The organism is Pseudoponticoccus marisrubri (assembly GCF_001482405.1).
GTDB classification, from domain to species: domain Bacteria; phylum Pseudomonadota; class Alphaproteobacteria; order Rhodobacterales; family Rhodobacteraceae; genus Pseudoponticoccus; species Pseudoponticoccus marisrubri.
The window spans coordinates 256,638-277,473 of the sequence record NZ_LPXO01000001.1 but is presented as its reverse complement, the minus strand read 5'-3'; the positions used below and the strand labels follow the sequence as shown (position 1 = coordinate 277,473).

The window sequence follows — 20,836 nt, the reverse complement described above, 5'->3', positions numbered from 1 at the left end:
ATGGCGAAGGGCAGCGCATATCCCGATTGGATCTTTGACGGCTCGCCGATCCCTGACCCGTTAGGACACGGCGCGCGTGCTGTCGAATTCCTGCGCCGCCTGCGCCACCCCGCCAGCACCGAACCCAAGTGCGCCTTCCAGCTCTACCCGTTTCAGGAGCGGATCGTGCGGCGCATCTACGGACCGCGCCACCCTGACGGCAGCCGCGTGGTGAAGAGCGTCTTCCTGATGCTACCGCGTGGGAACCGAAAAACCAGCCTCGCCGCCGCCTTGTCCCTGCTGCATGTAATCGGCCCCGAGAAGCGCCCCGCCGGTCAAGCCATCTTCGCCGCCAGTGATCGTGAACAGGCCGGGATCGGCTTTCGCGAAGCCGCCGAGATCATCCGCGCCGATCACCGGCTTGTCGCTGCAACACGCATTCACGACGCCTTCAACGCCGCCAAGCAGATCACCGACCGGACCAGCGGCGCTAGGTTGCGCGCCGTGTCCAGTGATGGGCGTGCCCAGCACGGCACCACCCCGGCTTTCGTACTCGCCGACGAAATTCACGCATGGAAGGGCCGCGACCTGTGGGAAGCGCTGAAATCCGGCCTCGCCAAGTCCGACGATAGCTTGTTGATCGTCGCCACCACCGCAGGACGTGGCACTGACACGCTCGCCGCCGAGCAATACGAGTATGCGCTGCGCGTGGCGAAAGGTGAGATCGACAACCCGGAATTCCTGCCGATCATCTTTGCGGCAGAGCCGGGCGACGACTGGCAGGACGAAGACGTGTGGCACCGTGTGAACCCCGGTCTGCAGCATGGCTTTCCGTCCCTGTCTGGCCTGCGCACGCTCGCCGCAGAGGCGGCCGAGCACCCGGCAGAACGCTACAGCTTTCAGCAGTACAACCTGAACCGCTGGCACGGGAACAGCCGTGACCCGCTCTTCGACCTCGACACATACGACGCGCGCCGCTTCGATGATCCGTTGGAAGACCTCGAAGACCTGCCGTGCTGGATCGGCGTAGACCTCGCCTTGAATGCCGACACCGCCGCCGTGGTCGCAGCGTGGCGCCATGACGATGGGCAGATCACGATCAAGCCGTGGTTTTTCGTGCCGGGCGACGATCTGAAAGCACGCGCCGAGCGTGACCGCGTGCCCTATGAGCGCTGGCGCGACGAGGGGCTGCTGACTGCCACACCCGGCCCGATCATTGACCAGGTGGAGATTGAGGCCCTGATCCGCGAACTGGCGGCGCGCTTCGACGTGCAAGAGATCGCCTTCGATCCGCACCTTGCCCGGCAAATCATGCAGAAGCTCTTTGACGACAGCTTGCCGGTTATCGAGATGCGCCAGGCGCCGCTAACGATGGGTGTTGCCGCCGGAGATCTTGAGCGCGTCGTAAACGGCCACATGATCCGCCATGACGGCCACCCGATCTTGCGCAATCACTTCGACAACGTGGTTGCGAGCCGAAACGACACCGGCCTGACCAGGATGCACAAGGCCAAGAAAACCGACCGGATCGACGGCGCCATTGCCGCCGCGATGGCAGTCAGCCGCGCCGTGAATGCCGAGACCACGCGCAGCGCCTACGCCAGCGACGACGCCGAACTATTCATTTTCTGAGGAACCAGACCATGCCTGACGTGAACCTGCCCGGCCTTGTGGTCGATCTGGAAGCCAAGATCGACAAGCTCGAAAAGGGCCTCGCCAAAGCCAACCGCGCGCAGCGGCGCAGCGCTGACCAGATGGAACGCCGTGCAAAACAAAGCGCGGACAGGATCAACTCCAGCTATGGGGCCATGGCGTCTCGCGTGACCGGGAGGCTCGCCAAGATGGCCGCGCCCGTGGCCGCAACGTTGGGTAGCGCCGCGACCGTTCGTGCTATGAAGAATACAGCGCGGGCCGTCGCACAGATCGGCGACGAGGCCAAACGCGCAGGCGTGCCTCTTGAGGCGTTCCAGGAATGGCGCTTCGTCGCCGAGCAGAACCGGATCAGCGCCGACGCCCTGACCGATGGCCTAAAAGAACTGAGCCTGCGCACCGATGAATTCATCATCACCGGCGCTGGTCCTGCCGCCGAGGCGCTGCAACGCCTGGGCTTCGGCGCCGAGGAATTGCGCGAGAAGCTGCAAGACCCCAGCGAACTCATGCTTGAGATCATCGCGCGCACCCGACGCCTCGACCGTGCTGCGCAGATCAGGATCGCCGATGAAGTCTTTGGCGGCACCGGCGGCGAGCAATTCGTCCAACTACTTGCGCGAGGCGAGGATGAACTGCGCCGCACCATCGACCGCGCGCATGAAGTCGGCGCTGTGCTCGACCAGGAGATGATCGAAAAGGCCGACGAAGTAAGCCGAAAATTCGATGAGATCACAGCGCGCGTGTCGGCCCTTGGCAAGAGCGTCGTTGTGAACGTTGCCGGTGCGATTGAGGATGCGCTGACAATCGACGTGGACGAGATTTTCGGATCGGCTGAGCGCGCCGCTGCGATGATGGGTCAAGATGCCTATGACGCGATGAAAGGTGCCACCCGTATCACCGAGGACCAGCGCGACACTGTTGAGGGGCTGCAAGCAACCTACGAAGGGCTTTTCCGGGCGATCAACGCCGCCACCGGCCCGGATGGTCTGCGGTTGATGGACGTGGCCGACATTGACGAGGCGCACGAATTGGCCGGAATCCTGCAGGATATCGACCACGAGATGCGTGCTTTCCAGTCCGGAAAGAAAAGCGCCGCCGAATTTGAGAAGACGGTCGGCGACCTGATCGGTGAGGCACAGAACCTGATCGGCGAACTGGACGAGGTTGACGCCAAACGTTTCGGTAATGTGATCGAGGCATTGGGCGGCATCGCTCGCGCGCTGGCCGTAGCGGCAGGCGAGGCTGCAAAGCTACGCCAAAACCTCCCCACGCCAGACGAACCTGCGAAGGTCTACAGCGGCCGTGGTGGCGATCCGCGTGCGTTCGAAAATGGCCGGACAGGACCGCTGGCGCCCACTACGTCGCTCCGGCCCAAGCTGCCCAGCGTCAACCACAGTTTCGGCGTGCCTGATCCTGAACCGGCCAGCCCCGGCGGCGGCGGTGGCGGCGGCGGCAGTGGCGGCGCCCCGAAGCTTAACAATTACGAAGCCGAGATCGCCGACATTCGCGAGGAAACGGTCGCGCTGGAACTCGAAGCCGCCGCCCTGGTTGCCACCGCCGCCGCTGGCCGCACCTTCGCCGACGCGATCGAGCAAGCACGGCGCGAGGCGGAACTTCTGCACGCGGCGCAGCGCGCCGGTATCGAGATCACGCCGCAGGTGCGCGCCGAAATCGAGGCCGAGGCCGCCAGCTATTCCGAGGCTGCCCGAGCCGCAGATGCAGCCGCTGCGAAGATCGAGGGGATTCAGGAGGCCCGCGAACAGGTGCGAAGCGCCGCCAAAGGCGCCTTCACCGACCTGATCACTGGCGCCACGACATTGGACAGCGCGTTGCAGCGCGTAATCGGACGCCTCGCAGAGATGGCCGCAAGCCGGGTTTTCGACAGGATCTTCACCGGCAGCATCGCGGCCTCCGGCGGCAGCGCGGCCTCTGGGGGCGGCCTGCTGGGCTTTGTCGGCGGCCTGCTCGGCTTTGCTGGTGGCGGCTTCACCGGACCCGGCGCGCGCCATGAACCCGCCGGGATCGTCCACCGAGGCGAGTTTGTCGTTAGCAAGCCCGCCGTCGAACGGATCGGCGTAGACCAGCTTGAACGGCTCCACGAGGGCGCGCTACGCGGCTACGCGGCCGGCGGGCTGGTAGGCGGCGCCAGCGCCCCCAAGGCCGCCCTGGCGCCGGTCGCGCGCTCCTCGGGCGATGTCAACATCTCCGCACCGGTCACCGTGAACGGCTCGGCCGGCTCGCCGGAGCAGAATGCCGATCTCGCCAAGAAGATGGCGCGCGAGATGGAGAACTCGATGAAGCAGATCGTGGTCAAGGAGATCCGGCAGGCTACCCGGCCCGGCAACATGCTTGGAAGCTGAATCAAACACACCATGTACATGGTGTGTTGACAGCATACTATGTACATGGTATGCATACCTCCAAGTAAATGAACAAATTCTTGGAGATAGCCCCCATGGTGAAACCCCCGAACTCTCGCATCGCTTTGCCTCAGGAGCGGCTGCTGCAACTGGACAGGCTCAAGGATCATTATGAGGCGTCAAGCGTGTCTCAGGCGATCCGCGCCATGATTACCCACCTCGCCGAGCTTGGCGTGATAGAGCACGAGATTCCCGGAATCGAGATCCGCAAAATCGGCAAACACGTTTCGGTCATGTTTGACGAAGGCGAGCGTGTCGCGTTCACAAGTGAAGGGGCGCAAGCGCTTGTGGGCCACATACGCGAGCGGCTTGCCACAAAGGGGCGCCAAGGGCCGCTCATCAACATTGACCACGGCTACACCTTGCGCGGCGCCGGCGGTGCTGTCGCGATAGAGATCGGCGGCGTCGAAAAGAAACTGGCGCCCGACGTGATCGACGAATTCGCCGACTTGATCGAAGCACAGATCAAGCACTCCGACGACTGAACCGCTATAACAAGAAATGGCCGGGGCGCCCCTTCAACTGCACCCCGGCCCTCAGACCGATACTAACGATCAACTGGTGGCATATGTGTAACACCTCGCGCCCCCCTACGCAGCCCTTTTCTACGCCTGTGGTTTCGATTTTCGGCGGTCACAGAGGCGCAGGTTTTGACGCACGCCTGAGCGCTGCGCATGACGCCAAGAACCTTGCACAGCAAGGCCGAAATGCGGTTGCCGGCGGCGTTTGTGCAGTAACAGCAGTAACAGCAGTAACAGCAGTTACCCAACCTACACACCCCAACACCCACCGACCCGACAACAACACCAGCCCGACACCGAACCACCGCGCACTCCCCTCCACAAGCCCCAACACCCAGACGACCCGACCGAGCACCACCGCCCGTCACAGTCACAACGCGCGCCTCCCCGGCCAGTGGCGCTACGTTACACCCATGCAGAAGCTCCGGCTCGCCGCCGATCAGGCCCATATGACCGCCGCAGCGATCACCATGAACTTGCACCCCGACGTTGAGACCAGCATCGCCGCCGCACCCGATCCGCTCCGGGCACTGCAACGCCGTGTTAACCGCGCCCTGAGACAACACGGCCTCTCCGGGCTGCCCCTCGCACTGGTGCTTGAAACCTCGCCCACCGGAAAACTCCACGCGCACGGTGTGTTGCTCCCCGGTGACTATGACCGTGATAAAGTCAAGAAGGCACTTCGAGCCGCCGGTGGGCGCATCACCAAGCGGGGATCGGCAGCACGTCAGCTTTCCCTGGGGGAGATATTCGACGGCGCCGGATGGACCGCATATTGCGCTAAGGGCGATCCTGACCGGATCTACCTCTCGCAGTCTGTCCGCCAGATCGCCCAGGCACGCCACAAAAGGCTGACGACATGGCGCCGCACCTCGCCCAAGTTGGCCCGTGCTTGGCGTGCCAAGCACCACCGCGAGCGGCATTGTCTCGACATAGACCCTGATACCCCTTCCGGTAATCCCCTGCCGCGTGACACCTCGCCTGTGGTGCCTCTGCCGGTGCAAGCACAGTCCAGTGCCGAGATTGATACGCTACTCGACTCGCTCGACCTGGAAACGCCCGACGCGGCCACAGCGCCACAGAAGGCGCAGGAGGCCGCAGGCACCCAGACAGCCCAACGTCCCGCGCAACCGCCTCAGCCTTATGACAGCGCCGCTCCGGCGATCCTGCGGCAACCTGGTTGCATAGACCGCGAAAAAACCAGCTTCCGGCTCTCGCACGGGTGGTTATCCAGGGCACCTCCTTCAGTGATTAATCATTTATTTTCAAATGCTTACAAGAATTTTTGACTTGCAGAGGATTCCAGTATCGGAGATTCTGCAATCACTAGAACAGACACAAAGGACACCCCGAGTGAAAGACACCGCCAACCAGCCCGCCGACGTTGTGATGATCAGCGAAGACAAATACCACGCCCTTGTGCGCGCACTGGAAGAACTCGCCCCCGGCAGGCGCGATGAAATCGTGCATATACTTGCTGAGGCCACCCCCGGCGGTATCTGGCCGCGCTCTGTGGCAGATGATGACGAGGCCGAACTTCCCGCCGAGTATCACATGGGCGCCGCCCTATTTACCGCCACTGTCGTGATGGAAACCTTGCTTGAACACGCCGAGATACATGACGTTAATCGGCGCGAAGTAGAGGCACAGATTGAGGCAACCTTCGGCGCGATCCCCGGCCATGTCCGCGAGTGGATACGCGCGAAAGGCAAGGGTACGTTTCAGGAGATGCGCGAAGAACAGGTTGAGGGCTAAGTGATGCAAACCCCTGACACGACCCTGTACCCTTCCGAACAGCGCGCCAGCGTTGTCGCAAGCTGGGCCGAAGAGGCCCTTCTCAAAGGACAGGAAGACGCGCTTGGCAAAGTGTTCTGGCGGTTGATCGCCGAGGAATGGACGGGCTTTGACGCGATCCCGCACGGATGGTTTCACCTCCTGTTCCACCGCATGCGCCCGTACCTGACCAATGATGTTATGCGGCCCGAAGACAGCGCGGCATTCAATGCCCTGCCGGAAGAATTCACTATCTACCGTGGCACGGATGCCGAGGCATTGCCTGGGCTGTCGTGGACTCTGGACCGCCAGACCGCGTTAGAATTTGCACGCGGCCACAGGGGGATTGAGAATTCAGCCCCGGTCCTGCTTTCCACAAGCGTCAAGCGCAGCGACGTGGCACTGTTCCTGAAGGAACGTGAAGAGGCCGAGATACTTTTGTTCGCCCCGCCGAAAGCGCCGTCAGTCGAAGAGCCGACCGCGAAAGAGCTTATGAGGCCCGAGGAATACGAGGCGCACTTGGCGAAACTAGCACAGATCGACGCCAAGCTTGCGGAAACCGACAACATCTGACCGCCGGTAGCAGGACGTACCGGCTAAACAACGATCCCGGCATTCACTCCAAAACTTCGGCCCGATTCGCCAGACGACCTAGTGCGTCTGGCCGAAGTACACCCGGTGCGAACACGCCAAAGCGCCCCTACGCAAGGGAATCACATTACAAAATCAAGCACTGAACAGCGTTACAATAATCTTTGTAAGCTATTGTTTTAAAATAACTGTTTAGAATTCAAATCTCTCCGGCAGCACCATTTCATCAACAGATGTTTGGTGTTCGGCCGTGCTGCAATCCTGTCGCATTGGTCCTTTAGAGCGGCCTTTTGCGCTGGCTGGCGGGATCGGCACGCTGCACATCGCCAAGATCGAGGAATGAATTGATCGGCGTGATGGCGTCATTCCGGTCCAAGGCTCTTGCGGTAGAGCAGGGCGCAGGTCCTCCGCCTTGGTTCCAGTTGGAAAGCCATGGCGCTCAGGACGCGAGTCTTCAGGTCAGCCCGTCCCCGCAGGCCAATCTCTGCTATCGCGGCTTCGTCATCTCCGCGGCTCAAACCCTACAGGTCCGGGTGTACGCATGGCGCTTCGATGGTCTGTCCCGGTCGGCCGCTTACCGCTTCTTGAGGGGCAGGCCGTAGAGCTCCATCCGGTGGCCTTTGAGCCGGTAGCCCAGCTTTTCGGCGATGCGTTCCTGCAGCTTCTCGATCTCGGGGTCGACGAACTCGATCACCTCGCCGGTGCTGAGGTCGATCAGGTGGTCGTGGTGCTCGCGCTCGGCATCTTCGTAGCGGGCGCGGCCGTCGCCGAAATCCAGCCGGTCGATGATGCCGTTCTCCTCGAACAGCTTGACGGTGCGGTAGACCGTGGCGATCGAGATGTTGGGGTCGAGCGCCACGGCGCGGGCATGCAGCTCCTCGACATCGGGGTGGTCGCTCGACTCCTCGAGCACGCCGGCGATGGTGCGGCGCTGCTCGGTCATGCGCAGGCCCTGCGCGGCACAGCGGTCAGCGATCGTCTCGGTCATCGGGCGGCCTCATTCGTTGCGCGCCGTTTTAGGCAAAGCGGGCTCCGAGGCCAAGGCCGGAGCGCGGCGGCGCGGGCGGCCATGCAACAGGTAGGCGGCCAGCGTGACGATCACCACGGCGCCGCCGATCAGCTCGCGCTCATGCGGCGCCTCGCCGATGCCGAGCCAGACCCAGAGCGGCGCCAGAACGGTCTCGAGCAGCATCAGCAGGCTGACATTGGCGGCGCTGGTGTGGCGCGAGCCCTGGCTGAGCGCGAAGAACGAGAGCGGCAGGATCACCAGCCCTGTGACGAGGATCGCGGCCACGCCGCCATCGCCCATCTGGCCCGGGCCGGTCACGGTCCAGCCCAGCAGCCCGGCCAGCAGCGCGCCGGTGCCGATCGCGGGCAGGATCGGCAGGTCGGGGTGGTGGCGCAGCGTCACGAAGTTCAGCGCCAGCATCAGCGCCACGCCCAGCCCGCAGCCCGCGCCGATCAGCGCGGCGCGCGCCTCGGTGCCCGAGGGGGCGGGGTCGCCCACCGCGATGGCGATGCCCGCCAGCGTCAGGGCCGTGGCGATCCATGTGGCGCGACCGGCGCGCTCGCCATGCAGCACATGCGCCAGCAGCGCCGCCCAGACGGGCACGGTCGCCACGCCCAGCAGCACCGGCGCTACGGGGGCATTGGCGATGCCCAGCGGGAAGAGCAGCGCGTTCATCGCGTGCACGAGGATCACCAGCCAGGCCACCGGCGCGGCGAGCCGGGCCAGGTCGCGCCGCGGCTGGCGCGCGGTGAGCAGCCAGATCCCCAGGAAGACCGCGCCCATGGACAGGCCGCGCCAGCCCAGCATCTGCAGCCCGTCCATGCCGGACCAGCGCATGAACAGCGCATCGGGGGTAAGGATCAGCGCCCCGGCCAGGGCCAGGCCGGGACCACGCAGGAAGAAGGTCATCATGGGGTCAGGCGTAGAGCGGCTGCAGGCCCATCTGCATGTGCAGCGCGTTGACCGTGGGCTCGTCCAGCGACAGCGCGCGGGCCAGCCGGTCGAGATACTGCGCCTCGGCCTCGGTATCGACGCGGATCGTCATCAGCGAGGCGGAATAGACCTGCATGCGCTGCGCCTCGGGCGTGTCGGCGGCCAGCGCTTCGGGATCGAGCGGGGCGGCCATCTGCGCCTCGACAAAGGCGCGGTCCTCGGCATCCGCATCGGCGCCCACGGTCTCGAGGATGCGGGCCCGCTCGGCCGCGTCGATCTCGCCATCCGCGCGGGCGGCCTGGATCATGGCGCGCAGCATCAGCGCGGCGGCTTCCTCGGCCGCGCTGTCGCCGGTATCGACCGCGTCGAGCGCCCGGGCCACGCCGTCACCCTGCGCCTGCGCCGCCGCGCCGCCGAGGGCCGCGAAGAGCCCGGCCATGCCGGTGCCGCCGGAGCCCAGCTGCGACAGCAGCCCGCCCGAGCCCGCGCCGCCCGGGGTACGCCCGGCCAGGTGCGACAGGTCGATCCCGCCGGCCTGCAGCTTTTCCAGCAGCGTCGCCATGGGCGCGCCGGCGCCCAGCCCGGCCGTGCTCTGCCGCGCCATGTCCAGCATGCCCTGCATGGGGTTCGCGGCCCCGCCCGGTACCTGGCCCGAGAGCGGCTGCGCCATCTGCGCCTGCGTCGCGGCATTGGGGTCGCGCGCCTTGAGCTGCGCCCCGCCGCCCAGAAGCCCGCCCAGACCGGCACCACCGGACATCCTGTCCACCCCGCGTGCCGCGGCATAGCCGATCGCGACCTTGGCCAGCGTTCCCATCAGTCCCATGTCGCGTCCCCTCCCTGTCCAGCGATCGCACCACAGTGCCAGATTCGGGCGCCGCGCACACCCCGCACGCGCAGGCATTGACCTTGGCCGCAGGGCGGTGTCCATGGCGGCATGGACCGCAAGACCGAGATGGATCTGGCGGGGGCGGCCGGGATGGTCACCTTCGCCGGCGTACTGGCGCTGAACCAGGTTGTGATCAAGTTGACCAATGACGGGCTGCAGCCGGTCTTTGCCGCCGGGCTGCGCTCGTGGCTGGCCCTGGCGGTGCTGGGGCTCTGGGTGCTGGTCACCGGGCGGCGGCCCACCATGCTGCGCCGGACCTTGTGGTCGGGGCTGCTGCTGGGCCTGCTCTTCAGCTTCGAATTCCTGTTCCTGTTCAGCGCGCTGGACCTGACAAGCGTGTCGCGCGCCTCGATCCTGTTCTATTCCATGCCGGTCTGGCTGGCGATCGTGGCGCATGTCACCCTGCCGGGCGAGCGGCTGTCGCGGCGCCGCGCGCTGGGGCTGGCGCTGGCCATGGCGGGGGTCGGATGGGCGCTGGCCGACCCCGCCAGCCTTGCCGCGGGCGATCTGCGCGGCGATGCGCTGGCGCTGGCGGGGGCGTTCTGCTGGGCGGGGATCGCGCTGACGGTGCGGCTGACGCGCGTCTCCGAGGCCAATGCCGAGGCGCAGCTGTTCTGGCAGCTGGCGGTTTCGGCGGTGGTGCTGATCGTGGTGGCGCCGCTCTTCGGCTCGTTGATGCGCGCGCCCACGTGGTGGCATGCGCTGGGGCTGGGCTACCAGTCGGTGATGGTCGCCTCGCTGGGCTTCCTGTTCTGGCTGCGGCTGATGGCGATCTACCCGGCCTCGGACATCGCCGCCTTCAGCTTTCTCTCGCCAGTGCTGGCGGTGGGCTTCGGCTGGGCGCTGCTGTCCGAGCCGGTGGGCCCGGGCCTGCTGGGCGCGCTGGCGCTGGTGGCGGTGGGGATCGTGCTGATCAACCGCCGGCGACGGGCGCCCGCCTAGGGGTGGGCGCGGGGCCCACCCATGCCCCGTGTCAGGTGCCGCAGAAGGTGGCGCGCACCTTTTCCGAATTGGCCGGCGGGCGGCAGAGATCCGCGGCCTCGGGCTGATCGGTATAGGGGTCCGAGAGCACCTGCAGCAACCGGTGGAAGGGCGCGTCGTCGCCCGCTACGGCGGCCTCGATCATCTGCTCGATCCGGTGGTTGCGCGGGATCACGGCCGGGTTCACCCGCGCCATCAGCTCAAAGGGCGCGGGCTCGTCCGCGATCCGTTCGTGCCAGCGCGCGGCCCAGGCGTCGAACCCGGCGCGGTCGGCGATCTCGTCCCGGCCGGCATCGCGCGACAGGGCCCGGAACGTGTTGGTGAAATCCGACCCGCCGGCATCCATCAGCTGCAAGAGGTCGCCGATCAGCCGGGAATCCTCGGCCACCGGGGTCGAGATGCCGATCTTGGCGGCAAAGCGCGTCAGCCACTCGGCCCGGATCAGGTCGCCCATGGCGCGCACCCGAGTGGTGAAATCCTCGACCGCGGCATCGACGTCGGGCATCAGCGGCACCAGCGCGCTGGCCAGCTGCGCCATGTTCCACACGATGATGTCGGCCTGCGCGGCATAGCCGTAGCGCCCGAACCGGTCGATCGAGGAGAACACCGTCTCGGGGTTGTAGCTGTCCATGAAGGCGCAGGGGCCATAGTCGATCGTCTCGCCCGACAGGGTGCAGTTGTCGGTGTTCATCACGCCGTGGATGAAGCCCACCGACAGCCATTGCGTCACCAGCGCCGCCTGCCGTTCCATCACGCGGTCCAGCAGCTGGGCGGGGTCGGTGACATCGGGGTAGTGCCGCTCGACCGTGTAATCGTAGAGCTTCTGAAGGGCCTCCCGGTCGTCGCGCGCGGCGAAGACCTGGAAGGTGCCGACGCGGATATGGCTGGCGGCGACGCGGGTCAGCACGGCGCCGGGCAGGTGGCGTTCGCGGATCACCTCCTCGCCGGTGCGCACAGCGGCCAGCGCGCGGGTGGTGGGGATGCCAAGCGCGTGCATCGCCTCGGAGACGACGTATTCGCGCAGGACCGGGCCCAGCCAGGCGCGCCCGTCCCCCCGGCGCGAGAAGGGCGTGGGCCCCGAGCCCTTGAGCTGGATGTCGCGGCGCAGCCCGTCGCGGCCTACCACCTCGCCCAGAAGCAGCGCGCGGCCGTCGCCAAGCTGGGGGTTGTACTGGCCGAACTGGTGGCCGGCATAAAGCTGGGCGATGGGCTCGGCGCCCTCGGGCAGGGCGTTGCCGGCAAAGAGCGCGGCCAGCCGCGGATCGTCGGCGCCGTCGATGCCCATGAGCCGGGCAAGGTCGTGGTTGAAGGCGATCAGCTCGGGCGCGCGGACGGGCGTGGGCCCCTGCCGGGCAAAGAAGCCGTCGGGCAGGCGCGCATAGCTGTTGTCGAAGGGAATCGAGAGGGTCATGCGGACTAGATAGGCGGTCTCTGCCGGGTTTTGTACGTCTTGTCCGGTTTGACACGCAAATTCGCCGAAATGGCGGGATTTCCGGGGGGAGCGACTGGATCACTCGCCGCGCCCGCCGGTCACAGCTTTGTCAGAGCGCTTGCCCTTCAAATCTGCGCGCTAGCGTCACTTGGTCACATGCTTAGCAGGAGGCCCAAGATGAACACCGACAACGACTACGTCATGAAGCTGCGCGACCGGCCGGAGTTTTCGACCAAGCCCAAGCCGCTGACCTTTCCCGCCGACACGCCGGTGCTGACCGCGGCGCAGGCGATGGACAAGAACAATTTCGGCTCGGTCGTGGTCGTGGACGCCGAGGACAAGGTCGAGGGGATCGTCACCGAGCGCGACATCCTGCGCAAGATCGTGGCCGTCGGCAAGGAGCCGGGCGCGGTCACCCTGAGCGACATCATGACCGCGAATCCGCGCGTGGCGCGCGACACCGACGAGGTGGTGAACTGGCTGCGCATCATGTCCAACGAACGCTTTCGCCGCCTGCCCGTGGTCGACGAGGAGGGGCGCATCAAGGTGATCTTCACGCAGGGCGATTTCGTCAGCTACACGTGGCCGGACCTGATCTACCAGGCCAAGGAACTGGCCAAGGCGAGCGTCGGGCGCAACTACCCGATCTGGCTGATCGGGGGCGGAATCATGCTCTACTCGATCCTGATGGTGATCGTGGTGGCCACGGCGGTCTAGGCCGGGCCGGGCGTCACAGCGCGCGGGTCATCAGCATGGCGCGGTCGCGGGGGGCGAACCGGGCGCGGCGGTAGAAGCGCTGCCCGGTCTCGTCCTCGCGGTCGACCTCGAGATGCAGCGCCTTGACGCCGGCCTCCTTCAGCGCCTTGCAGATGCCGTTCAGCGCATCGCCCCCCATGCCGCGTCCGCGCACGGCGCGGCGGATGAAGATCTCGTCCACATGGCCGTCCAGCCCGCCGAATTCCAGCGACCAGCCGAAGGTGACGGCGATATAGCCCACCGGCGCGCGGCGCGGCCCGATCAGCCAGATCGCGCCATGCGGCGAGCCGTCGAGCAGTGGGCCCACGGCGGCGGCCTGCGCCTCGGCATCGCTGTCGAAGCCCATCTCGGCATGGAAGGCGGCCACCAGCGGCAACAGCCGGTCGGCATCGTCGGGCGTGGCAAGGTGCAGGCTTTTCATGACAAGGGTCCGATCCGGGCACTGACCGACGGGGGCCGGCCGTTACTGCGTCGCGCGGCGGGGCGGCTCATAGCGTGGCCAGCTTTTCGGTCAGGCGGGCATAGAAGGCATCGGCGTCGAGATCGCCGAGGAAGAGCGCGTTGGCCGGGCGGTCTGTGACGCGCCACCAGTCGGCCACGGTCATGCCGAGGGTCAGCTCGGAGCCGGTCTCGATCTCGACATTGATCTCGCGGCCCGAAAAGAGCTCGGGCCAGAGCAGCCAGGCGATGACCAGCGGGTCGTGCAGCGGGCCGCCGGGGCTGCCGTATTTCTCCATGTCGTGGCGCTCGAAGAAGCCGATCCAGTCGGCCACCACATCGCAGACCCGCGTGCCGGCGGCGCGCAGGGCGGCCAGCCGCTCGGGCGTGGCCAGCGCCTTGTGGGTGACGTCGAGCGGCACGAGCGTGACCGGGCGGCCCGCCTGCAGCACGATCTCGGCCGCCTCGGGGTCGTTGTAGATGTTGAACTCGGCCGCCGGGGTGTAATTGCCCACCTCGAAATAGGCGCCGCCCATGGCGACGATCCCCGCCACCCGCGGCACGATGTCGGGGGCGCGGGTGAAGGCGGTGGCGATATTGGTCAGCATCCCCATGGTGCAGAGCGTCACCGTGCCCGGTTCCTCGCGGCGCAGCGTGTCGATCAGGAAATCGACCGCGTGGGCCTCTTGCACCGGCATGGTGGGGGCGGGCAGGTCGTGCCCGTCGAGCCCGGTGCCGCCATGGATGTACTCGGCCGTGCGCAACGGGCGCTGCAGCGGGCGGTCGCAGCCGGCATGGAGGGGAATGTCGGGACGCCCGGCCAGTTCGCAGGTGGTGCGGGCATTGCGCGTGGTCAGCTCCAGCGGCACGTTGCCGGCCACCGTCGTGATGCCGAGCAGGTCGATCTGGTCGGGGCAGGCGAGGGCCAGCAGGATGCCCACCGCATCATCCTGTCCGGGATCGGTGTCGATGATGATCTTCCGGGCCATGGGGCTCTCCTCGCGCGTGCGCCCATGTCGTGACACGCGCCGGGCCCGGGGGCAAGCGCCGCGCGTCCGGCTCAGCGCTCTCTCGCGGTCTCGCTGACGCTCGGCCGGAGGCCTCGGCCCCCCACCTGTCCTCCCCCCGTCACGGCCGGGGGGAGGGAGCCCGTGGCGAGCCGACCCAGACATGGGGCCCGGTGGGCCGTGTGGGGCGCGGGTTCAGGCCGAGCAGCTGGCCCCGCCCAGAACGCAGAACTTGGCGCAATGGGGGTGGTTGAGCGAGACCGGGCGCTCGGCCTCGGCCAGGGTCTCGCCCAGCTCGAATGCGCGGTCATAGGCGAGCAGCGTGCAGGCCAGCACGGCCGGACGCGCGGCGCCGCGGCGCTTGACCACCATGCGCGAGGAGGCGCACATCACGTCATCGGGCGACTTGTTCAGGATGTCCCAGCAGCCGGTGGTGATCTCGGGCACCTCGACGCTTTCATCCATCTCGGGGAAGAGCACGGTGCGGGCGGGGTCGAAGGCGTCGATGGCGAAGCCTTCACGGGCGTAGAGCGCGGCAAACCCGTCGCGGGTCTGGGCCTCGGTCTCGTCCCAGAGGGTGCGGCCGGCCACGTCCATGCGAATCCCGGCATCGCGCAGCCAGCGCATGCCTTTCAGCGAGGCCTCGAAACTGCCGCGGCCGCGTTCGGCATCGTGGCAGTCGGGGTCGAAATGGTCGAGCGAGATGCGCAGGGTCAGCCGGTCGCCATGGGCCTCCTGCAATGCGCGCAGCCCGCGCTGGACCGAGGGGCGCATCATCGGGCGCATGGCATTGGTCAGGATCAGCACGCGGTAGCCGCGCTCGAGCGCGGCCGCCGTCATGGCGATCATCTGCGGGTTCATGAAGGGCTCGCCCCCGGTGAAGCCGATCTCCTCGACGCCCCATTGCCGCGCCTCGAGCTGGTCGAGATAGGCGGTCACTTCCTCGGCGGTGATGTAGACGAGATCGTCATTCGTGGGCGAGCTGTGGATGTAGCAATTGGCGCATTCGATGTTGCACAGCGTGCCGGTGTTGAACCACAGCGTCTGCGGCCGGCGGAGCGCCACGGTGGCGCGCGGCTCGCCCTTGGCGGTCCAGTCGGGATTGTCGAATTTGCCCGCATTCGCGGCGATCTGGTCTTTCATCACGTCCTCCGGCTGCGGCATTCGAGCTAGGCCACCTGTCTAACCCATGCCAGCACAAAGATTTTCCCTGACAGCATTGTGATGCGCAAGAAGGGTGTTAGACTCGCGCCGCAACATCGGCTAAGAACACACGCGTTAGCGCTAACAACCGCGAAAGGCAGGCAGCCCATGGTCTCACGCGTCATCCCGGTGGACCCCTTCGATCTGGTGATTTTCGGCGGCACGGGCGATCTGGCCCGGCGCAAGATCCTGCCGGGCCTGTTCCGGCGCTTCTGCTCGGGGCAGATGCCCGAGGAGGCGCGGATCACCGGCGCCGCGCGCTCCGAGATGGACGACGACGCCTATCGCGCGCTGGTGGGCGAAGCGATTCGCGAGTTCGGCGGCCCGCGCGCCTGTGATCACGGCACGCTGGAGGCGTTCCTCGAACGGGTCGGCTATGAGCAGGTCGATGCCATGGGCGAGGGCGGCTGGAGCGCGCTCAAGGCGCGGATGCGGCCGGGCTGCGTGCGGGCCTTCTATTTCTCGGTGGCGCCCAGCCTGTTCGGCGCGCTGGCCGAGCGGCTCAAGGGGTTCGGCCTGGCCGATGACGACAGCCGCGTGGTGGTCGAGAAACCCTTCGGCAAGGATCTCGCCTCGGCCCGGGCGCTGAACCTGACGCTGGCGCAGCATTTCGACGAGACGCAGATCTACCGGATCGACCATTACCTGGGCAAGGAGACGGTGCAGAACCTGATGGCGGTGCGCTTCGGCAATGTCCTGTTCGAGCCGTTGTGGAACGCGCAATTCGTCGACCACATCCAGATCACCGTGGCCGAGACCGTCGATGTCAGCGGGCGCGGTGGCTATTACGACCAGTCGGGCGCCATGCGGGACATGGTGCAGAACCACCTGATGCAGCTGCTCTGCCTGATCGCCATGGAGCCGCCCGCCCGGTTCGAGCCGGACGCGGTGCGCGACGAGAAGCTCAAGGTGATCCGCGCGCTGGACCCGGTGGATCACCACCACATCGTGCGCGGCCAGTACGCGCCCGACGACAATCAGCCGGGCTATCGCGCCCATGTCGAGGATCCGCGCTCCAGGACCGAGAGCTTCGTGGCCATGCGCTGCCACATCTCGAACTGGCGCTGGGCGGGCACGCCCTTCTACCTGCGCACCGGCAAGATGCTGCGCGCGCGCACCAGCGAGATCGCCGTCGTCTTCAAGGACGCGCCGCATTCGATCTTCGGCGCCGATGCCGGGCGGCACCGCAACGTGCTGGCGATCCGGCTGCAGCCCAACGAGGGGATGACGCTGGACGTCACCATCAAGGAACCGGGGCCGGGCGGCATGCGGCTGGTCGACGTGCCGCTGGACATGTCCTTTGCCGAGGCGCTGGGCCCCGAGGCCGAAGAGGTGCCCGACGCCTATGAGCGGCTGATCATGGACGTGATCCGCGGCAACCAGACCCTGTTCATGCGCGGTGACGAGGTCGAGGCCGCCTGGGCCTGGACCGATCCCATCATCGAGGGCTGGCAGACTCGCGGCGACGTGCCCAAGCCCTATGACGCGCACAGCTCGGGGCCCGAGGATGCGCTGATGCTGATGCATCGCGACGGGCGCAAGTGGCGCGAGATCCGGACCTGAGCTGCCGCGGCTTGCCACGGGCCGCCGATCCGTGACAGACCGGGGGCGACAGGCGAAAGGGGCGTCATGAGCTATGAATTCATCGAGTATCCCGACCGCGACCTGCTGGCCATCGGCCTGGCCGACCAGCTGGCCAGCGACCTGCGCAACGCGCTGCGCCACGAGGACCGCGTGGCGCTGGCCGTGCCGGGGGGCACCTCGCCCGGGCCGGTCTTCGACGATCTCTGCGCCGTGGATCTCGACTGGGACCGCGTCGACGTGCTGCTGACAGATGAACGCTGGGTGCCAGAGGACAGCCCGCGCTCGAATACCGGGCTGGTCAAGCAGCGGCTGCTGGTCGATCGCGCCGCCAAGGCCCGCTATCTGCCGCTCTACGCGCCCAAGGCCGACCCGGACGACGCGCTGGCCGAGCTGGAGGTGCCCATCGCGCCCGTGCTTCCGCTGGCGGTGGTGCTGCTGGGCATGGGCACCGATCTGCACACGGCCTCGCTCTTTCCCGGCGCGGACCAGCTGGAAGCGGCGCTGGCGCCGCGCGCGCCGATCCTGATGGCCATGCGCCGCGACGACGTGCCGGAGCCGCGCATCACGCTGAGCGCACGCGTGCTGAATGGCGGCATGCGCAAGCACCTGCTGATCTTCGGCGCCGAAAAGCGCAAGGTGCTGGAACAGGCCCGCGGCAAGCCTGCGCGCGAGGCCCCGATCAACGCGGTGCTCTCGGACGCGACGGTGCACTGGGCGGAATGAGGTCCGGCCCCGGGCAGGGGACGGGCATCGGGGACCGGGCGGCACGCGGCCGGCCGGCCCGGCGCGTATAGGACTGTGCGGAGAAAGACCATGTGGGACAAACTGACAAGCCTCGCAGGGCGCCTTGGCGACCGGCGCATCGAGGAGCTGTTCGCCGACGAGGGCCGCGCGGCGGCCTTCAGCCTGTCGGCCGAGGACATGCTGTTCGACTATTCCAAGACGCAGATCGATGACGAGATCCGCGCCGCCCTGCTGGAGCTGGCCGAGACGCGCGGCGTCGCGGCGCGGCGCGACGCGATGTTCGCGGGCCAGAAGATCAACGAGACCGAGGGCCGCGCCGTGCTGCACACTGCGCTGCGCAATCTCGATGCCGCCCCGGTGCTGGTGGATGGCCGCGACGTGATGCCCGGCGTGCTCGAGGTGCTGGACCGGATGGAGGCGCTGGCCCGCGAGATCCGTGACAGCGACGTGACCGACGTGGTCAATATCGGCATCGGCGGCTCGGACCTCGGCCCGGTCATGGCGACGCTGGCGCTGGCGCCCTATCATGACGGGCCGCGCGCACATTTCGTCTCGAACGTGGACGGGGCCGATATCGCCGACACGCTCAAGCTCTGCGATCCCGAGCGCACGGTGTTCATCGTGGCCTCCAAGACCTTCACCACGATCGAGACCATGACCAATGCCCGCAGCGCCAAGGCCTGGCTGGCCGAAAAGGGTGTCTCGGACGCGGGGCGCTTCATCGCGCTGAGCTCGAACGTGGCCAAGGCGGGCGAGTTCGGCATCCCGGCCGAGCGGGTCTTCGGCTTCGAGGACTGGGTCGGCGGGCGCTACTCGGTCTGGGGGCCGATCGGGCTGTCGCTGATGCTGGCCATCGGGCCCGAGAATTTCCGCGCCTTCCTGCGCGGCGGCCAGTCCATGGACCGCCATTTCCGCGAAGCGCCGCCCGAGGCCAACATGCCGGTGCTGCTGGCGCTGGTGGGGCTGTGGCACAACCAGGTGCTGGGCCATGCCACGCGCGCCGTGCTGCCCTATGACAACCGGCTGATGCGCCTGCCGGCCTACCTGCAACAGCTGGAGATGGAGAGCAACGGCAAGGGCGTCAGCATGGACGGGGCCGATCTGACCTGCCATTCCGGCCCGGTGGTCTGGGGCGAGCCTGGCACAAACGGCCAGCACGCCTTCTACCAGCTGATCCACCAGGGCACCCGCGTCGTGCCCTGCGAATTCCTGCTGGCCGCGCGGGGCCACGAGCCGGATCTGCGCCACCATCACGAGCTGCTGGTCGCCAATTGCCTCGCCCAGTCCGAAGCGCTGATGCGCGGGCGCAGCCTCGACGAGGCGCGTGCCAAGGTGGCCGGCCAGTTCGAGGGCGACGAGCTGGAGCGGCAGGCGCGCCACCGGGTCTTCCCCGGCAACCGCCCCTCGACCACGCTGATCTACGAAACGCTCGACCCCGAGACGCTGGGTCGGATCGTGGCTCTGTATGAGCACCGGGTCTTTGTCGAAGGCGTGATCCTCGACATCAACTCCTACGACCAGTGGGGCGTCGAACTGGGCAAGGAGCTGGCCACCGCGCTGGGGCCGATGGTCTCGGGCGAGACGCCCGTCACAGGCAAGGACGGCTCCACCGCGCAGCTTCTGGGCTACGTGCACGCGCATCGCGGCTGAGCCGGGCCGGGGCGTCGTCCTCGACGCCCCTGTCAACCCTCGGCGGGTTTCCGCACGCATCCGTGAAGATCCTTGAGGCAGCCCGGGAACCGCCACACGGGCCCGGCGTTGAGGGGGCACATTTCCTCAATGCTTCAAGGAGCTTATGATGACACGCCTCACCTTCGTGACGGCCACGGCCGTGCTCGCCCTGATGACTGCCCCCGCCCTTGCCGAGAGCCATGCCTCGTCGGCCGACATGACCGAGACCGACCAGACGGTCACGCCCGCCGACCAGGCAGAGAATACCGATTCGCAAGGCTCGGAAGACGGCACCGAGACCGCCGACAGCACCGCGCCCACGGCCGATGACGATACGGTCACCATGACCGGTGACAAGTCCGAAACGGCCGACAACGCCGACCCGATGGCCGAGGACGGCGGCGAGACGGCCGACAACGCCGACCCGATGGCGGAGGACGATAGCGAAACGGCCGAAAACGCCGACCCGATGGCGGAGGACGATAGCGAGACGGCCGAAAACGCCGAGCCGGTGGCGGAGGACGATAGCGAAACGGCCGAGAGTGCCGATCCGATGGCGGAGGGTGAGACCTCCATGGCCGACTCGGATGATCCGATGGTGCCCACGGGCAATGCCACGGCCGACGCCGCACCGGAGGGCATGGAAGACGGCACCGAGGCGGCCGCAAACACCCAGTTGCTGCGCGTCAGCGGCATCGAGGGTGGCGTGGTCTACACGCTCGACGCCCAGGAACAGGCGGATTGGGATACCGAGCTGATGCATGACGGGATTGCCGAAGGCTGGACCCGCATCGGCTCGATCGAGGACGTGGTCCTGAGCGCCGATGGCAAGCTGGCCGGCGTCGTGGCCGAAGTGGGCGGCTTCCTCGGGATCGGCGACAAGTTCGTCATGCTCCCGGTCGAAGAGATGAAGCTGGTGCCCACCGGCGAGGACAGCTATGCCATCGTCACGCCCTTCACCGAAGATCGCCTGACCTCGATGCAGAGCATCGACGAAGCGATGGCGCGGGGCGACACCGACGGCTGACGCCGCGGCCTCGTTCAAGGGCCACCCACCCCGTCCGGTTCCCTCCCGGACGGGGTCTTTTTTTGGCGTGACTGAAGTTGTCGCAGCCGAAGGCACGCCACGCCTGACCAAGGCGCCTATGTCTCGGGTAGATTTGAGTATTTTGGGAAAGATGAAAGACAGGCCGTGGCCCGGAAAGACTCAGAGTGGAACGCACCACGTATCTTTCATCTTTCTGAAAATACTCAAAAA

The 20,836-nt window shown here is 66.9% G+C and carries 19 protein-coding genes; 12 read left to right on the top strand and 7 right to left on the bottom strand.

The features are described 5' to 3' along the window. From AVJ23_RS01340 to AVJ23_RS01320, 6 genes are all read left to right on the top strand, one after another. Nucleotides 1–1,611, top strand: coding sequence for a terminase large subunit (locus AVJ23_RS01340; RefSeq protein ID WP_058860349.1), 1,611 nt, complete (start codon nucleotides 1–3; stop codon nucleotides 1,609–1,611). Nucleotides 1,612–1,622: 11 nt separating this feature from the next. Beyond that, nucleotides 1,623–3,989 carry a phage tail tape measure protein gene (locus tag AVJ23_RS23630; protein WP_058860348.1) on the top strand — a complete coding sequence of 789 codons (2,367 nt, stop codon included), beginning with the start codon at nucleotides 1,623–1,625 and terminating at the stop codon, nucleotides 3,987–3,989. Between the two features lie 68 nt (nucleotides 3,990–4,057). Continuing rightward, complete coding sequence (locus AVJ23_RS01330; RefSeq protein ID WP_157772597.1) at nucleotides 4,058–4,534, top strand: RNA-binding protein; 477 nt, start codon at nucleotides 4,058–4,060, stop codon at nucleotides 4,532–4,534. A 449-nt stretch (nucleotides 4,535–4,983) separates the two neighbouring features. After that, nucleotides 4,984–5,859, top strand: a complete 876-nt coding sequence (locus tag AVJ23_RS22730; protein ID WP_157772596.1) for a hypothetical protein — start codon at nucleotides 4,984–4,986, stop codon at nucleotides 5,857–5,859. Nucleotides 5,860–5,923: 64 nt separating this feature from the next. Then, nucleotides 5,924–6,325 (top strand): hypothetical protein, encoded by a 402-nt coding sequence (locus AVJ23_RS01325; protein WP_058860346.1) that lies wholly within the window; start codon nucleotides 5,924–5,926, stop codon nucleotides 6,323–6,325. A 3-nt stretch (nucleotides 6,326–6,328) separates the two neighbouring features. Further along, nucleotides 6,329–6,916 (top strand): hypothetical protein, encoded by a 588-nt coding sequence (locus tag AVJ23_RS01320; protein WP_058860345.1) that lies wholly within the window; start codon nucleotides 6,329–6,331, stop codon nucleotides 6,914–6,916. A 592-nt stretch (nucleotides 6,917–7,508) separates the two neighbouring features. Here AVJ23_RS01320 and AVJ23_RS01315 read toward each other — a convergent pair. Genes AVJ23_RS01315 through AVJ23_RS01305 form a run of 3 tightly spaced genes read right to left on the bottom strand, consistent with a single transcriptional unit; the run spans nucleotide 7,509 to nucleotide 9,699 of the window. After that, complete coding sequence (locus AVJ23_RS01315) at nucleotides 7,509–7,922, bottom strand: Fur family transcriptional regulator (RefSeq protein WP_058860344.1); 414 nt, start codon at nucleotides 7,920–7,922, stop codon at nucleotides 7,509–7,511. Between the two features lie 9 nt (nucleotides 7,923–7,931). Further along, on the bottom strand, nucleotides 7,932–8,855 hold the full coding sequence (locus tag AVJ23_RS01310; RefSeq protein WP_058860343.1) for a DMT family transporter: 924 nt from the start codon (nucleotides 8,853–8,855) through the stop codon (nucleotides 7,932–7,934). A gap of 4 nt (nucleotides 8,856–8,859) precedes the next feature. Continuing rightward, nucleotides 8,860–9,699, bottom strand: coding sequence for a tellurite resistance TerB family protein (locus AVJ23_RS01305; RefSeq protein ID WP_058860342.1), 840 nt, complete (start codon nucleotides 9,697–9,699; stop codon nucleotides 8,860–8,862). A gap of 111 nt (nucleotides 9,700–9,810) precedes the next feature. On the opposite strand from AVJ23_RS01305, the gene AVJ23_RS01300 reads away from it, so the two are divergent. Further along, nucleotides 9,811–10,704, top strand: coding sequence for a DMT family transporter (locus AVJ23_RS01300; RefSeq protein ID WP_058860341.1), 894 nt, complete (start codon nucleotides 9,811–9,813; stop codon nucleotides 10,702–10,704). A gap of 31 nt (nucleotides 10,705–10,735) precedes the next feature. Here the strand turns inward: AVJ23_RS01300 and AVJ23_RS01295 are convergent, their stop codons facing one another. Further along, nucleotides 10,736–12,154: a protein adenylyltransferase SelO gene (locus AVJ23_RS01295; protein ID WP_058860340.1), complete on the bottom strand. Its 1,419-nt coding sequence runs from the start codon at nucleotides 12,152–12,154 to the stop codon at nucleotides 10,736–10,738. 198 nt (nucleotides 12,155–12,352) lie between these two features. Here AVJ23_RS01295 and AVJ23_RS01290 point away from each other — a divergent pair, with 198 nt between their 5' ends. After that, complete coding sequence (locus tag AVJ23_RS01290) at nucleotides 12,353–12,892, top strand: CBS domain-containing protein (RefSeq protein WP_058860339.1); 540 nt, start codon at nucleotides 12,353–12,355, stop codon at nucleotides 12,890–12,892. A gap of 13 nt (nucleotides 12,893–12,905) precedes the next feature. Here the strand turns inward: AVJ23_RS01290 and AVJ23_RS01285 are convergent, their stop codons facing one another. The 3 genes from AVJ23_RS01285 to AVJ23_RS01275 all read right to left on the bottom strand — a co-directional run bounded on the left by AVJ23_RS01285 (nucleotide 12,906) and on the right by AVJ23_RS01275 (nucleotide 15,519). Continuing rightward, complete coding sequence (locus AVJ23_RS01285; protein ID WP_058860338.1) at nucleotides 12,906–13,352, bottom strand: GNAT family N-acetyltransferase; 447 nt, start codon at nucleotides 13,350–13,352, stop codon at nucleotides 12,906–12,908. A 67-nt stretch (nucleotides 13,353–13,419) separates the two neighbouring features. Then, nucleotides 13,420–14,358 carry a nucleoside hydrolase gene (locus tag AVJ23_RS01280; protein WP_058860337.1) on the bottom strand — a complete coding sequence of 313 codons (939 nt, stop codon included), beginning with the start codon at nucleotides 14,356–14,358 and terminating at the stop codon, nucleotides 13,420–13,422. Nucleotides 14,359–14,571: 213 nt separating this feature from the next. Further along, nucleotides 14,572–15,519: a radical SAM protein gene (locus tag AVJ23_RS01275; RefSeq protein WP_058860780.1), complete on the bottom strand. Its 948-nt coding sequence runs from the start codon at nucleotides 15,517–15,519 to the stop codon at nucleotides 14,572–14,574. A gap of 168 nt (nucleotides 15,520–15,687) precedes the next feature. Between AVJ23_RS01275 and zwf the strand changes: the two genes are divergently transcribed. From zwf to AVJ23_RS01255, 4 genes are all read left to right on the top strand, one after another. Then, a complete protein-coding gene (gene zwf, locus AVJ23_RS01270; protein WP_058860336.1) occupies nucleotides 15,688–17,142 on the top strand; it encodes a glucose-6-phosphate dehydrogenase in 1,455 nt (484 codons plus the stop codon). 66 nt (nucleotides 17,143–17,208) lie between these two features. Then, the gene (pgl, locus tag AVJ23_RS01265) at nucleotides 17,209–17,886 is read left to right on the top strand and encodes a 6-phosphogluconolactonase (protein WP_058860335.1); all 678 of its coding nucleotides are present in this window, start codon (nucleotides 17,209–17,211) and stop codon (nucleotides 17,884–17,886) included. A 75-nt stretch (nucleotides 17,887–17,961) separates the two neighbouring features. Continuing rightward, nucleotides 17,962–19,557, top strand: coding sequence for a glucose-6-phosphate isomerase (gene pgi, locus AVJ23_RS01260; protein ID WP_276203201.1), 1,596 nt, complete (start codon nucleotides 17,962–17,964; stop codon nucleotides 19,555–19,557). A gap of 148 nt (nucleotides 19,558–19,705) precedes the next feature. Continuing rightward, on the top strand, nucleotides 19,706–20,605 hold the full coding sequence (locus AVJ23_RS01255) for a PRC-barrel domain-containing protein (RefSeq protein ID WP_058860333.1): 900 nt from the start codon (nucleotides 19,706–19,708) through the stop codon (nucleotides 20,603–20,605). The last annotated feature ends 231 nt before the right edge of the window (nucleotides 20,606–20,836 follow it).